At 62.7% G+C, this 14,299-nt stretch carries 13 protein-coding genes and 1 pseudogene; 9 read left to right on the forward strand and 5 right to left on the reverse strand.

What is annotated here, in order from left to right:
• The first annotated feature begins 102 nt into the window (after nt 1-102).
• The 4 genes from PMM47T1_RS17060 (at nt 103) to PMM47T1_RS17075 (ending at nt 4,852) form a co-directional block, all read left to right on the forward strand.
• On the forward strand, nt 103-732 hold the full coding sequence (locus PMM47T1_RS17060; protein ID WP_008371137.1) for a LysE family translocator: 630 nt from the start codon (nt 103-105) through the stop codon (nt 730-732).
• Between the two features lie 128 nt (nt 733-860).
• Nucleotides 861-2,543 carry a fatty acid--CoA ligase gene (locus tag PMM47T1_RS17065; protein ID WP_008371140.1) on the forward strand — a complete coding sequence of 561 codons (1,683 nt, stop codon included), beginning with the start codon at nt 861-863 and terminating at the stop codon, nt 2,541-2,543.
• 174 nt (nt 2,544-2,717) lie between these two features.
• Nucleotides 2,718-3,896: a phospholipase effector Tle1 domain-containing protein gene (locus PMM47T1_RS17070; RefSeq protein WP_008371142.1), complete on the forward strand. Its 1,179-nt coding sequence runs from the start codon at nt 2,718-2,720 to the stop codon at nt 3,894-3,896.
• A gap of 266 nt (nt 3,897-4,162) precedes the next feature.
• A complete protein-coding gene (locus tag PMM47T1_RS17075; RefSeq protein WP_008371144.1) occupies nt 4,163-4,852 on the forward strand; it encodes an OmpA family protein in 690 nt (229 codons plus the stop codon).
• A 97-nt stretch (nt 4,853-4,949) separates the two neighbouring features.
• Here the strand turns inward: PMM47T1_RS17075 and PMM47T1_RS17080 are convergent, their stop codons facing one another.
• The 3 genes and pseudogenes from PMM47T1_RS17080 to PMM47T1_RS30920 form a co-directional block, all read right to left on the reverse strand.
• Nucleotides 4,950-5,837, reverse strand: coding sequence for an acyltransferase (locus PMM47T1_RS17080; protein ID WP_008371146.1), 888 nt, complete (start codon nt 5,835-5,837; stop codon nt 4,950-4,952).
• Nucleotides 5,834-7,945, reverse strand: a complete 2,112-nt coding sequence (gene pta / locus PMM47T1_RS17085) for a phosphate acetyltransferase (RefSeq protein ID WP_008371148.1) — start codon at nt 7,943-7,945, stop codon at nt 5,834-5,836. The genes PMM47T1_RS17080 and pta overlap by 4 nt, the downstream gene beginning before the upstream one ends.
• Before the next feature lie 59 nt (nt 7,946-8,004).
• Nucleotides 8,005-8,343 (reverse strand): annotated as a pseudogene (locus tag PMM47T1_RS30920) (DUF3565 domain-containing protein).
• Here PMM47T1_RS30920 and PMM47T1_RS17095 point away from each other — a divergent pair.
• The 3 genes from PMM47T1_RS17095 to PMM47T1_RS17105 all read left to right on the forward strand — a co-directional run bounded on the left by PMM47T1_RS17095 (nt 8,312) and on the right by PMM47T1_RS17105 (nt 10,665).
• Nucleotides 8,312-8,797, forward strand: a complete 486-nt coding sequence (locus PMM47T1_RS17095) for an FKBP-type peptidyl-prolyl cis-trans isomerase (protein WP_008371153.1) — start codon at nt 8,312-8,314, stop codon at nt 8,795-8,797. The pseudogene PMM47T1_RS30920 and the gene PMM47T1_RS17095 overlap by 32 nt on opposite strands.
• Nucleotides 8,798-8,953: 156 nt before the next feature.
• Entirely contained in the window at nt 8,954-9,436 is a 483-nt protein-coding gene (locus tag PMM47T1_RS17100) for a glutathione peroxidase (protein ID WP_008371155.1), read from the forward strand.
• 125 nt (nt 9,437-9,561) lie between these two features.
• Entirely contained in the window at nt 9,562-10,665 is a 1,104-nt protein-coding gene (locus PMM47T1_RS17105) for an NADH:flavin oxidoreductase (protein ID WP_008371157.1), read from the forward strand.
• Here PMM47T1_RS17105 and PMM47T1_RS17110 read toward each other — a convergent pair.
• On the reverse strand, nt 10,634-11,836 hold the full coding sequence (locus tag PMM47T1_RS17110) for a glycosyltransferase family 4 protein (RefSeq protein WP_008371159.1): 1,203 nt from the start codon (nt 11,834-11,836) through the stop codon (nt 10,634-10,636). The genes PMM47T1_RS17105 and PMM47T1_RS17110 overlap by 32 nt on opposite strands.
• Before the next feature lie 125 nt (nt 11,837-11,961).
• Between PMM47T1_RS17110 and PMM47T1_RS17115 the strand changes: the two genes are divergently transcribed.
• Nucleotides 11,962-12,537, forward strand: a complete 576-nt coding sequence (locus tag PMM47T1_RS17115; RefSeq protein WP_157213041.1) for a hypothetical protein — start codon at nt 11,962-11,964, stop codon at nt 12,535-12,537.
• Between the two features lie 126 nt (nt 12,538-12,663).
• Here the strand turns inward: PMM47T1_RS17115 and cysZ are convergent, their stop codons facing one another.
• Entirely contained in the window at nt 12,664-13,392 is a 729-nt protein-coding gene (cysZ, locus tag PMM47T1_RS17120; protein ID WP_008371163.1) for a sulfate transporter CysZ, read from the reverse strand.
• 232 nt (nt 13,393-13,624) lie between these two features.
• Here cysZ and PMM47T1_RS17125 point away from each other — a divergent pair, with 232 nt between their 5' ends.
• Complete coding sequence (locus PMM47T1_RS17125; RefSeq protein ID WP_008371165.1) at nt 13,625-14,224, forward strand: peroxiredoxin; 600 nt, start codon at nt 13,625-13,627, stop codon at nt 14,222-14,224.
• Nucleotides 14,225-14,299: the final 75 nt, after the last annotated feature.

Here is a 14,299-nt window from a genome sequence, read left to right on the forward strand (position 1 = left end):
ACGCCGCCCGCTACCAGTGGCCGCTGCCGCCAGGCTACCCGCGTGATTCTTTGGTATGGTAGGTTTTTTGTAACTGCCTATAACAATACCTGGGAGGCCCCGATGTACTGGACGGAGTTCTTGACCGTTGCCCTGATTCACCTGCTTGCCGTGGCCAGCCCCGGCCCCGATTTTGCCGTGGTGGTGCGTGAAAGTGTGGCCCATGGCCGTCGCGCCGGCACCTGGACCGCGCTGGGGGTGGGCACCGCGATCTTCCTGCACGTGGGCTATTCGCTGCTGGGCATCGGCCTGATCGTGTCGCAGTCGATCGTGCTGTTCAACCTGCTGAAATGGCTGGCGGCGGCGTACCTGCTGTACATCGGCTTTAAGGCCATTCGCGCCAAACCGGCCGCGCCAGGGGCTGAAACCCTCGTGGCAGAGCCTGTGGAGCGTACCGCCAAGGGCGCCTACGTGGCCGGTTTCATGACCAACGGCCTGAACCCCAAGGCCACGCTGTTTTTCCTGTCGCTGTTCACGGTGGTCATCAACCCCCATACGCCGCTGCTGGTGCAGGCCGGTTATGGTGTATACCTGGCCTTCGCCACTGCCCTGTGGTTCTGCCTGGTGGCCATGCTGTTCAGCCAACAGCGCGTGCGCGCAGGCTTCGCCCGCATGGGCCACTGGTTTGATCGCACCATGGGCGCGGTACTGATCGCCCTGGGTGTGAAAATTGCACTGACTGAAATGCACTGAAGGTCCAGGGGCTCAGCAGGCTCATCGCCAGCATCTAAAATCATTTCCGGCAATGATTATGCTGTGCCCCAGAGGGTCTAAAGTGTGAAAGTATTTGCCTGCCTTTTGCACTCAGAATAGGGATCCTCATGATGCAGACTCGCGTTATTCCGCCGGCCGATGGTGCGTATCAATACCCTCTGTTGATCAAGCGGCTGTTGCTGTCGGGCAGCCGTTACGAGAAAACCCGCGAGATCGTCTACCGGGACCAGATGCGCTACACCTACCCGACCCTGTCCGAGCGCATCGCGCGCCTGGCCAACGTGCTGACCCAGGCAGGGGTCAAGGCAGGGGACACCGTGGCAGTGATGGACTGGGACAGCCATCGCTACCTGGAAGCCATGTTTGCCATCCCGATGATTGGCGCCGTGGTGCACACGGTCAACGTGCGCCTGTCACCGGAGCAGATCCTGTTCACCATGAACCACGCCGACGACAGGCTGGTGCTGGTCAACAGCGACTTCGTGGCCCTGTACAACGGGATTGCGCCGCACCTGACCACCGTCGAGAAGACCATTCTGCTGACCGACGCCGAACACAAGACCGCCGACCTGCCGAACCTGGTCGGCGAGTATGAACAACTGCTGGCCGCCGCCAGCCCCACCTATGACTTCCCGGACTTTGACGAAAACTCCGTTGCCACCACGTTCTACACCACCGGCACCACCGGCAACCCCAAGGGTGTGTATTTCACCCACCGCCAGCTGGTGCTGCACACCCTGAGCCTGGCCACCGTGACCGGCAGCCTGGACAGCACCCGATTCATGGGCACCAACGACGTGTACATGCCCATCACGCCGATGTTTCACGTGCATGCCTGGGGCGTGCCCTATGTGGCCACCATGCTGGGCATCAAGCAGGTTTACCCGGGCCGCTACGAGCCGGACATGCTGTTCGAACTGTGGAAGCGCGAAAAGGTGTCGTTCTCCCACTGCGTGCCCACCATCCTGCAGATGCTGCTCAACTGCAAGAACGCCCAGGGCCAGGACTTCGGCGGCTGGAAAATCATCATTGGCGGCAGCTCGTTGAACCGAGCCCTGTACGAGGCCGCGAAAAGCCGGGGCATCCAGCTGACCGCGGCGTACGGCATGTCCGAGACCTGCCCGCTGATCTCGGCCGCGCACATCACTGAAGAGTTGCTGGCGGGCCTTGAAGACGAACGCACCACCTACCGCATCAAGGCCGGTGTGCCGGTGCCGCTGGTTGAGCCGGCGATCATCGACGCCGAGGGCAACTTCCTGCCCGCTGATGGCGAAACCCAGGGCGAACTGGTGCTGCGCGCGCCCTGGTTGACCATGGGCTACTACCGCGAGCCGGAAAAGGGCGCCGAACTGTGGAAGGGCGGCTGGCTGCACACCGGTGACGTGGCCACCCTGGACGGCAACGGTGTGATCGACATTCGCGACCGCATCAAGGACGTGATCAAGACCGGCGGTGAGTGGGTGTCGTCGCTGGAGCTGGAAGACCTGATCAGCCGTCACCCGGCAGTGAAGGAAGTGGCCGTGGTCGGCATCGCCGATGCGCAGTGGGGCGAGCGTCCGTTCGCGCTGCTGGTGGTACGCGATGGGCAGGCCGTCGATGCCCAGGGCCTCAAGGAACATCTGCAACCCTTCGTGGGCCAAGGGCATATCAACAAATGGGCGGTGCCCAGCCAAATCGCCGTGGTCCCGGAAATTCCCAAGACCAGCGTCGGCAAGCTGGACAAGAAGAAGATCCGCCTCGACATCGCGCAGTGGCAGGCCAGCAACAGCAGCGTGCTGTCCACGCTGTAACCCGCATCGCGGCCGTAGCGGTTTCGCAGCGGCTGCCGGGATGCTGATGTGTAGCCGCTGCGCAGCCTTACGGCAGCGGCGTTATGTCTTACCTGTGACGCTGACACGCCTGACAGCCACCCCCCACCGCAACTTCATACAGTCCATTCTTTTACTGCGTAAAAGGATGTGTGTATGACGACCCCTCGCGACACGCTGCGCATTGGTGTGTTTTTCGACGGCACCGGTAACCATGCGGAAAACGCCCCTCTCGACGATGCCGAACTTTTTGCCCGTGGCGGCAGCCACGCCACGGCGCTCACCAACATCGTCAAGCTCTGCCGCCTCTATGACGCGCCAGGCCGGTCGGTAAAGTCTATTTACGTGCCGGGTATGGGCACCGAGGCCGGCGCACGGGACCGCCTGCTCGGCAGCGCGTTGGGGCGCGGGCGCACGGGCGTGCTGGCTCGCGTCGAACAAGCGCTGTGTGAAATAAGGCAAGCGGCGGCCGGAAAGCCGGCAGTCGTGGACCTGTTCGGCTTCAGCCGTGGCGGCGCAGCGGCAAGGCACTGCGCAAACCAGGTGGCCGGGTTGCCTGGTCTAAGCGTGGGTTTCGTCGGCTTGTTCGACACCGTGGTGGCAGTCGCTGGCCGGGTCGAGCTGGATCTGCACCTGGACCCGGCGCGCTTCCCCGAGGTGGTGCACCTGGTGGCTCGCGACGAACAGCGCGAGCATTTCGCCTTGGCACAAGTGAGTGCCGAGCATCTGGAAATAGAGTTGCCGGGAGCCCATTCCGATATTGGCGGCGGTTACCCTGAGCGTCTACGCGAGCAATTACTGGTAGGCCGCATGCAGGCGTTGGTGGTGCCCAAGGGCATGGCGGTTGAGTCGACCTCGATCTACCGCGAGGCCGCCCATTTGAAACGCCAATGGCTGGCCCGAGGCTGGCTGGAGCCGTGGCTGACCATCCTTACCCCAGAGGCCACGGCGGTGGTCGACCGCTCGTTGCCGCCCAGTCAGCAGGTCTACGCGGCACTGCAACTTGAGCGCGAAGTGCGCGGGGAATTGTCCCGCGTCTATCTACGCGTCATGCATGAAATGGCCAGCGCCCATGGCGTGCCTCTATTACCCGTTCCGGACACAGGAGAGTACGCTTTGCCGGCCGAGCTGGCGCCGCTGTGCAAGCGCTTCATGGGGGCCGATACCCGGCTTGACGCGAAGGAAGAACTGCTGCTGCGCCTTGGCTACATCCATGTCTCGGCCCATTGGACCGCACCTGCCGCGTTGCAAGGCAGTGCGCCGCGCCTAGGGGCTTCGGCGCTCTACATCAATGCCCCGACGGCGGATGGCGAACGCATCCGTTATCGTTACTGAACACAAGCTGTAGCCACAGCCTGTATGGATCACGTTGCCTGGCATGGCTGCGGTTTCGAATTTGTGAGGTGACCATCAGCAGGCTATCGTTTGTTCAATCAACGAGCAGTCGCACACCCGCCTAAGTGATTAAATGCGTGAAAACTCATTTGTTCGTAACTGAATGTATCTTCACTGAATTATCCGTCGTGGCGAGGTCTAATCGGCTCAGCAGTCCGTTTGCCAACAGCCGCTGCTTCACAACCGTAAGTACAGGAGTTTCCTGAATGTCGCGTCGTCTCATTATCGTCGCCACCGCCGTTGCCCTGCTGGCCGGCTGCGCGTCGCAAAATCCTTATGACAGCCAAAGCCAGGATTCGGGCTCGGGCATGAGCAAGACTGCCAAGTACGGTGGCCTCGGTGCCTTGGCCGGTGCGGTCGCCGGTGCGGCTATCGACCATAACAACCGTGGCAAGGGCGCTCTGATCGGCGCCGCCGTGGTGGGCGCCGGTGCCGCCGGCTATGGCTACTACGCCGACAAGCAAGAGAAGGCCCTGCGTGCCTCCATGGCCAACACCGGTGTGCAGGTACAGCGTGACGGCGACCAGATCAAGCTGATCATGCCGGGCAACATCACCTTCGCCACCGACTCGTCGTCGATTGCGCCCAGCTTCTACTCGCCGCTGAACAACCTGGCCGGTTCGTTCAAGCAGTACAACCAGAACCTGATCGAGGTTGTCGGTTTCACCGACAGCACCGGTAGCCGCCAGCACAACATGGACCTGTCCCAGGCCCGTGCCCAGAGCGTGGCCACTTACCTGACCTCCCAGGGCGTGGATCCTTCCCATGTGTCGGTACGCGGTGCAGGCCCGGATCAGCCGATTGCCAGCAACGCCGACGCCAATGGTCGTGCGCAGAACCGTCGCGTAGAGGTCAACCTCAAGCCGCTGCCGGGTGCGCAGTACCAGCAGCAGTAAATAAAAATTCCCGCCAACCGGCGGGATTTTTGTGTGTGGGAGCTGCTCTGCGGTGCAGCCTTCGCGGACACGGTCCGCTCTTACAGGGGGCAGGGGCTCATGTCTTCATCCTGTCCAGCAATGCATCCTTCGCCACCCACAACTCGTTCACCCATGCCTGAAATTGCGCGCGGTATTGCACGTCCTGGTCGTAGCTGCGGCCAATGAACTGCGGCGCGATAGCGATCTCTTCGAACTGCACCTTCACCTCACGCACGCGCCCGCACAGCAGGTCCCAGAAGCCGGGGCGGCCTTGGGGGTAGCTGATGGTGACGTTGATGATCGATTCCAGCTGTTCGCCCATGGCATCGAGCACAAACGCAATGCCGCCGGCCTTGGGCTTGAGCAAATGCCTGAAGGGCGATTGCTGCTGGGCGTGTTTGCCCGGCGTGAAGCGCGTGCCTTCGGCGAAGTTGAAAATGGCCGTGGGCTTGCCGGCGAATTTCGCACAGGTGCGGCGGGTGGTTTCCAGGTCCTTGCCTTGCTTCTCCGGATGCTTGGCCAGGTAGGCCTTGGAGTAACGTTTCATGAACGGAAAGCCCAGGGCCCACCACGCCAGGCCAATCACCGGTACCCAGATCAGCTCCTGCTTGAGGAAGAACTTCAGAGGGCGGATGCGGCGGTTGAGCACGTACTGCAGTGCCAGAATGTCGACCCAGCTCTGATGGTTGCTGGTCACCAGGTAGGAGTGCTGGTAATCCAGCCCCTCAAGGCCGCTGACCTGCCAGCGGGTGCCCGCCAGCAGTTTCATCCAGCCCTTGTTCAAGGAAACCCATGCCTCGTGAATGTGACGCATCAGTTCGTCCGTCACGCGCTGGGCCGCCGGGAACGGCAGGCACAGCTTGAACAGGGCGACGATGAACAGCGGGGTGCAACACAACACGGTATTGCACGCCAACAGCAGCGCGGCGAAGACGCCGCGCAGTGGCGGTAGAAAGTCCTTCATGGGGTGTCCTGATTATCCACGCTGCGGTGGGCCTGAATGGCAGTTAGGGCGATGGTGTAGACAATATCGTCAACCTGGGCGCCGCGCGGCAGGTCGTTCACCGGCTTGCGCAGGCCTTGCAGCATGGGGCCCAGGCTGACGCAGTCGGCGCTGCGTTGCACGGCCTTGTGGGTGGTGTTGCCGGTGTTCAGGTCGGGGAACACGAAAACCGTGGCGCGGCCGGCCACGTCGCTGTTGGGCGCCAGTTGCCGGGCGATGGTTTCATTGGCGGCGGCGTCGTACTGCAACGGGCCGTCGATCAGCAGGCCTTGCTGGCTTTCGCGTGCCAGCAAGGTGGCTTCGCGGACCTTCTCGACATCCTCTCCGCTGGCCGAATCGCCGCTGGAATAGCTGATCATCGCCACCCGCGCCGGAATGCCGAACGCTTCGGCGGAATCGGCGCTTTGCCGGGCAATCTCGGCCAACTCCGGTGCGCTGGGGTGGGGGTTCATCACGCAGTCGCCGTACACCAGTACCTGGTCGGGAAACAGCATGAAAAACACTGAGGACACCAGGCTGCAGCCCGGCGCGGTCTTGATCAATTGCAAGGCCGGGCGGATGGTGTTGGCGGTGGAATGCACCAGCCCGGAGACCAGGCCGTCGACCTCGTCCAGGGCCAGCATCATGGTGCCGATCACCACGTTGTCTTCCAGTTGCTGTTCGGCCATGGGCGCATTCAGGCTCTTGCTTTTGCGCAGCGCCACCATGGGCTCCACGTAGCGTTCGCGGATCACGTCCGGGTCCAGGATCTCCAGGCCGTCGGGCAGCACGATGCCTTGGGCGCTGGCCACCGCTTGCACCTCGGCGGGTTTGGCCAGCAGCACGCAGCGGGCGATGCCGCGCGCCTGGCAGATGGCCGCAGCCTGTACCATCAGCGGCTCGGCGCCCTCAGGCAACACCACGCGTTTGTTGGCATGCTGGGCGCGCTGAATCAGTTGATAGCGGAACACCGCCGGCGACAGCCGCAGTTCCCGTGGCGTGCCGCAACGCTGGTGCAGCCAGTGGGCGTCGAGATGGCTGGCAACGAAGTCGGTGATGATTTCCGCGCGCTCGCGATCATCAATGGGAATTTCCTTGTTCAGCTGGTTGAGCTGGGTCGCCGTGTCGTAGGAGCCCGTGCTCACCGACAGCACCGGCAGGCCGGCCTGCAGGGCGCCGCGGCACAGTTCCATCAGGCGCGGGTCGGGCAGGGTGTCGCTGGTCAGCAACAGGCCGGCCAGGGGCACGCCGTTCAGGGCCGCCAGGCTCACGGCCAGGATAATGTCGTCGCGGTCGCCCGGGGTCACCACCAGCACGCCGGGCTTGAGCAGTTGCAAGGTGTTGAGCACGGTACGCGCGCAGATGATGATTTTCGACATGCGCCGGGTGTCGTAGTCGCCCGCGTTGATCACCTGGGCGCCGAGCAATTCGGCCACGTCACGGGTGCGTGGCGCGTTGAGGTCGGCCTGGTAGGGAATGCAGCCCAGCAGGCGGAAGTCGCCGCCACGCAGCAGCGGTGAATGTTCTTTCAGGCGGGTGGCGAAGGCTTCGAGGCTTTCGTCGGTACGCACCTTGTTGAGTATCACCCCCAACACCTTCGGGTCGCGCGGGCCGCCGAACAATTGCGCCTGCAGTTCGACACGCCCGGACAGCTCGGCCAGCACCTCGGTTTCCGAGGCGGCCGAGACCAGGATCACGTCGGCGTCCATGCTCTTGGCCAGGTGCTGGTTGACCCGCGCCGCGTAACTGGCGTGGCGCGTGGGCACCATGCCTTCGACAATCAGCACGTCCTTGCCCACCGAGGCCTGTTGGTACAGGGTGATGATCTCTTCCAGCAACTCGTCGAGCTGGCCATCGCCGAGCATGCGTTCCACGTGTGCCAGGCCCAAGGGCTTGGGCGGGTTCAGGCCGTGGGTGCGCGCCATCAGCTCGGTGGAGCGTTCCGGGCCGGTGTCGCCGGGGTGCGGCTGGGCGATGGGCTTGAAGAAACCCACGGTCAGCCCGGCACGCTCCAGGGTGCGCACCAGGCCCAGGCTGATGGAAGTGAGGCCGACGCCGAAATCAGTTGGCGCGATAAAGAATGTCTGCATGCGAGCTTCCCGAAGTGAGCACTGCGCGGGTGTCGGCCTATGGCTGGCCGATCACTAAATCAATTGCCAAGGGTATCGTTATCCACCAGCCGTGCACACCAGCCGCAGCGAAAGCTTTTACCAATTTGTTGCGCGCGTTTATCCGCGTCCAGCACCCACGGGCGTGACTGCCAGGGTGGCTGGTGGCGCAGGTGCTGGGTGTGGCCGCACGACAGCACGACCACCCAGTGGCCGTGTTCGTCGCGGATGAAATCTTCAATGAAGCTGTCGGCCATCGGGTCCGTTTGTCCGGGTTGCGTTCGCTTTCGGGCGGCGGCTTGGTTACACTTGTTTGCTCTACATACTATGCAAAAAAGGTGTCGCCCCATGCCGATCGCTGCCAACAAGGCTGTCTCCATCGACTATACCCTGACCAACGACGCTGGTGAGGTCATCGACAGCTCCGCCGGCGGCGCGCCGCTGGTGTACCTGCAAGGCGCAGGTAACATCATTCCAGGCCTGGAAAAGGCCCTGGAAGGCAAGGACGTCGGTGCAGAACTGACCGTTGCCATCGAACCCGAAGAAGCCTACGGCGAATACTCGGCCGAACTGGTCAGCACGTTGAGCCGCAGCATGTTCGAAGGCGTTGACGAGCTGGAAGTGGGCATGCAGTTCCACGCCTCCGCTCCGGACGGCCAGATGCAGATCGTCACCATTCGTGACCTGGACGGCGACGACGTCACCGTTGACGGCAACCACCCGCTGGCCGGTCAGCGCCTGCACTTCCAGGTCAAGATCGTCGCCATCCGTGACGCCAGCCAGGAAGAAATTGCCCACGGTCACGTGCACGGCGAAGGCGGTCACCAGCACTAATCCGAGCCCTCACGCCCGGATCAGCGCAAAGGCGCCCCTTCAGGTTCGATGAAATCTCGCAAGAGTGCTCATCGGGCTTGGACGGGCGCCTTTTCTGTCTGCTAGTGTTTGAGAGCGCTCGTTTGCGCCACAGGGATTTGGATAGGGGAGTCCGTCATGAGTATTTTCCACGACCTTAAACTGCAGGCGCTCGATGGCCAGGAACTGCCCCTGGCGCCCTTCAAGGGCAAGGTGGTGTTGGTGGTCAATGTGGCGTCCAAATGTGGCCTGACGCCGCAATACGCCGCCTTGGAGAACCTGTATCAAACCTACAAGGACAAGGGCTTCAGCGTGCTGGGCCTGCCGTGCAACCAGTTCGCCGGGCAGGAGCCGGGCAGCGAGCAGGATATTCAGCAATTCTGCAGCCTGAACTACGGCGTCACCTTTCCGCTGAGCGCCAAGCTTGAGGTCAATGGCCATGGCCGTCATCGCCTTTACCAGTTACTGGCAGGCGAGGGTGCGGAGTTTCCAGGCGACATCACCTGGAACTTCGAGAAGTTCCTGGTAGGCAAGGATGGCCGCGTGCTGGCGCGGTTCTCGCCACGCACCACGCCTGACGACCCCACGGTGGTGCATGCCATTGAGAAAGCCCTGGCCTGACTCGCACGCCACCGGGCCCCTGTGCCCGGCAAGCGGCTGTTATCACGCAGATCAATAGTGCTGTAAGCGACGATGGCGGCGTTTTATGCTGCGATTCTTTGAGCCTTCTTTCAGAGGATCTGCGCATGTCGGTCAACGCTCTGTTCAAGCCATTCCAGCTGGGTGCCCTGCAACTGCCGAACCGCGTGGTCATGGCACCCATGACTCGTTCGTTCTCGCCAGGCGGCGTGCCCACTGCCAAGGTGGTGGAGTATTACCGCCGGCGCGCGGCCGCAGGCGTTGGCCTGATCGTCACTGAAGGCACCACCGTGGGCCACAAGGCGGCCAACGGCTACCCGCATGTGCCGCGTTTCTACGGCGTTGATGCGCTGGCCGGCTGGAAGAAGGTGGTGGACGCCGTGCACGCCGAAGGCGGCAAGATCGTGCCGCAGCTCTGGCATGTAGGCAATGTGCGCCGCCTGGGCACCGAGCCGGACGCCAATGTGCCCGGCTATGGCCCGGTGGGCAAGGTCAAGGATGGCAAGGAGCTGGTGCACGGCATGACCCATGAGGACGTTGCCGATGTGATCGCTGCCTTCGCCCAGGCCGCCGCCGATGCCAAGGCCATTGGCATGGATGGCGTGGAGATCCACGGAGCCCACGGTTACCTGATCGACCAGTTCTTCTGGGAAGGCACCAACCAGCGCGATGATGAGTACGGTGGCAGCCTGGCCAAGCGGTCGCGTTTTGCCATCGAGCTGATCCGCGCCGTACGTGCGGCAACCGCCCCCGACTTCCCGATCATCTTCCGCTTTTCTCAGTGGAAGCAGCAGGACTACAGTGCCCGGCTGGTGCAAACCTCCGAGGCTCTGGGCGAGTTCCTCGCGCCGCTGGCCGACGCTGGCGTGGACATTTTCCACTGCTCCACGCGACGTTTCTGGGAGCCCGAGTTCGACGGTTCCGACCTCAACCTCGCCGGCTGGACCCGCCAATTGACCGGCAAGCCGACCATCACCGTGGGCAGCGTGGGCCTGGACGGCGAGTTCCTGCAGTTCATGGTGGATACCGACAGGGTCGCGCAGCCGGCCAGCCTTGAGAACCTGCTCAAGCGCCTGGCCGCCGATGAGTTCGACTTGGTGGCGGTGGGCCGTGCGTTGCTGGTGGATCCCGACTGGGCCGCTAAAGTACGTGACGGCCGTGAACAGGACATTCTGCCCTTCAGCCGTGAAGCGTTGACGAGCCTGGTTTGATCGCAAAACCACTCATGCGCTGCGCGGCGGCCTGACAGGCGCCGCGCAATTGGCTTTCAAACTGCTCGATGATCGCTGCCCAGCCCTGGCGGCGGGCGTGCTGACGGGCATTGAGGCGAATGCGGCGCAGGGTTTCACTGTCTTCCAGCAGCCAGCCGGCAGCATCAAAAAATGCTTCTTCGTCGCCAGGCATTGCCAGCGCGCCGTTATGGCCATGGCGAATGTGCTGGCCGGCCGCAGCCTCGTCGTAGGCCACCACCCCCAACCCCGACGCCAGGGCTTCCAGTACCACGTTGCCGAAGGTCTCGCTCAAGCTGGGAAACAGGAACACGTCGCCGCTGGCGTAGTGCGTGGCCAGTTCCTCGCCACGCTTGGCGCCACAGAAAATCGCTTCAGGCATTTGCTGTTCCAGGGCAGCGCGTTGCGGCCCGTCGCCGACGATGACCAGGCGCAGGCGGTGCAGCGGGTAGTTCAGTTGCAGCGTGTCGAGGCAGCGTTTGAGCAGGCCGAGGTTTTTTTCCGCCGCCAGCCTGCCTACGTGAATCAGGGCGATGTCCTCAGGCCCCAGGCCCCAGCTTTCGCGCAGGCCCTGGCAGCGGCGAGCCGGGCTGAACAGCTGGCTATCCACCCCGCGGGACAGTAAGGCCAGGCGCTCGAAACCGCGGCGCTCCAGGCTCTGGCGCTGGGTAGCGCTGGGCACAAGGGTCAATTGCGTACGGTTGTGGAACCAGCGCAGGTAGCCAGTGAGCAGCCTCGTCAGCAGGCCCAGGCCGTATTCGCGGGTGTATTGCTGAAAATTGGTGTGGAAGCCGCTGACCACGGCAATTTTCAGCCGTCGTGCCGCGCGCAGCGCGTTCAGGCCGAGCGGGCCTTGCGTGGCGATGTACAACACGTCGGGGCGCACCCGGCGCCAGCGTCGCAGCAGTTTGTGCATCGATGCCTGGCCCCATTGCAGGCCTGGGTAGCCCGGCAGTGGCCAGCCACGGCACAGCAGCACTTGGTCGTCGACTTGGCCCCGTTCGTCGATATTTTGCCGGGGGCGAACAATCTCGACCTGATGGCCGCGTGCGCGCAAACCTTCGCTCAGGCGGCCAAGGGTGTTGGCCACACCGTTGATTTCGGATGGAAAGGTTTCAGTAACCAGGGTGATGCGCAGCGATGGTGTGGTCATGGAATGAGTGTCGGATCAGGCGATTGCGAGGTTGTGGCAGGTCAATGACAAATTCATGACGGCCAACGGGCGCCTGCAAATCGCCTAGTGTTTAGAAACAACCTGCGCGCATTCGGGTGATCGCCATGTCCGATAACCTTTACGCGCCGCCTCAGGCGGATCTGCGTATGCCAGCGGTCAGGGAGCCCGCGTTCTACACCGTTTCAGATGCGAAGTTTTTGACCTTGTTCTTCGCCAGCCTCGGCCTGTACCTGGTGTACTGGTCGTGGAGGAACTGGCGACGCTACCAGCGCGCTACCGGTGCCAACGTTTCGCCGCTGGCCCGTGGCTTGCTGCCGCTGTTCTTCACCCATGCCTTGCTGTTTCGTGCCGAGGACCTGCTGCGCGAGCGCGGCATGCACTCCATCGAACCGCCCGAGCGCTGGGCCAACCGTTTTGTCGCGGCAACGGTGCTTGGGCTGCTGTTCAACGGCATGGCGCGCAACGACATTGGCTACCCGTTGACCGACCTGGGTTGCCTGGCCATGCTGGTGGTGCAGGGCTTGGCGGTGTGCAAGGGCCAGCAACTGCTCAACTTTGCCGCCGATGACCCGCTGGGCGAAAGCAATTCGCGACTGCACTGGGTGGATTACCTGTGCCTGGTGCCGGGCGTGCTGGTGTGGTTGTTCATCCTGCTGGCCTACTGGGCCGATTCCGCCTAGCGCGACATCCCGGAGCTGCCGCCAGCCTGCGAAAAGGTTCGTAGGACATTCGGCGCTGTTATGTCGAACGCGGGCCCGCGTTGCGCGCCTTCGCAGCCTGGCGGCAGCCCCTGCGAGGGGTGGCGTTCAGCCGCGTTCGCGCACCCAGAACAGGGTGGCGCCGGCCACGGCGGCGGGCATCATCAGCAGGTTCACCAGCGGTATCAGCAACACCAGGTAAACGATGCCGCCGAAACCCAGGCTCTGCCAGCGTTTTTCCCGCAGCCAGGCAAGCATATCGGGCCAGCTCATCTTGTGGTTATCCGCCGGGTAGTCGATGTACTGGATGGCCATCATCCACACACCGAACAGCAGCCACAACGGCGCCGCCACCACATTCACCACCGGAATCAGCGACAGCACGAACAGCGCCAGCGTGCGCGGCAGGAAGTAACCCAGCTTGCGCATCTCGCGGCTCATGGTGCGGGGCACTTCGCTGGCCAGGTCGCGCCACTTGAACGGCGGGAAGTCATCCTTGCCGCGCACCACGATTTCCACCTTCTCCGCCAGAAAGCTGTTGAACGGCGCGGCCACGATATTGGCGACCATGGTGAAGCAGAAGAACACCATCAGCACCACCAGCGCCACGAACAGCGGCCACAGGATATAGCTCAGGAAGTTCAGCCACGAGGGCAGGGTGGGCATCAGGTGGTCCACCCACTGGCCGAACGCATGGCCGGCAAAATAGATCAGGCCAACGAACAGCACCAGGTTGATGGCCAGCGGCAGCAGGACAAATAGCCGCAGGCCGGGGCTCAAAACCAGCTTCAGGCCTTCACGCAGGTACTGCGGGCCGGACAGGACAGGGGCTTGCATAGTGTGCTCCGTGGGGAAATCGGGCCGACATTACCGGCTTTGGGCGTAGCGGGAAAGTGAAGTCGCGGCCAGGAAATGCACTGTAACAAAGCCCCGCTGCGGCATGCTCACACGTATAGAGAGGGGCTATGAGGTGGATTGTGAAACGATATTTCCTTACCCTTGCTGCTCTCGCTACAGTGCGCACATCAAATTTCCAACCCTTCCCGATCTTAAACTTCAAGGAGTTCCCATGAGCATTCTGGTCAACAAGCAGGCCCCCGACTTCGACGCCCCGGCCGTACTGGGTGATGGTTCGATCGTCGACAGCTTCAAGCTGTCCTCGCTGCATGGCAAGTATGTAGTGCTGTTCTTCTGGCCTCTGGACTTCACCTTCGTGTGCCCGTCCGAGATCATTGCGCATAATAACCGCATGGCGAAGTTCCGCGAGCTGGGTGTGGAAGTGGTTGGCGTTTCCGTTGACTCGCAGTTCACCCACTACGCCTGGCGCAGCACCCCGGTTGAGAAAGGCGGCATCGGTGAAGTCGAGTTCACCATGGTGGCCGACGTCAAGCACGAAATCACCCGTGCCTACGGTATCGAGCACGAAGACGGCGTGGCCCTGCGTGCCTCGTTCCTGATCGACCAGAAGGGCGTGGTGCAGCACCAGGTTGTCAACAACCTGCCGCTGGGCCGTGAAGTTGACGAGATGGTGCGCCTGGTAGAAGCCCTGCAGTTCACCGAGCAGTATGGCGAAGTGTGCCCGGCGGGCTGGCGCCCAGGCCAGAAAGGCATGAAGGCCGACGCCAAGGGCGTGGCCGATTACCTGGCCGAGAACGCCGCCAGCCTGTAAGCAGTTTCCAGGACGGGTGAGCAATAGCCTTCCCCAAGGTTTCAGCCGTCCTTTTTTAATTCCAGCCGGTTCGCC

This window comes from Pseudomonas sp. M47T1 (genome assembly GCF_000263855.1).
GTDB lineage: Bacteria > Pseudomonadota > Gammaproteobacteria > Pseudomonadales > Pseudomonadaceae > Aquipseudomonas.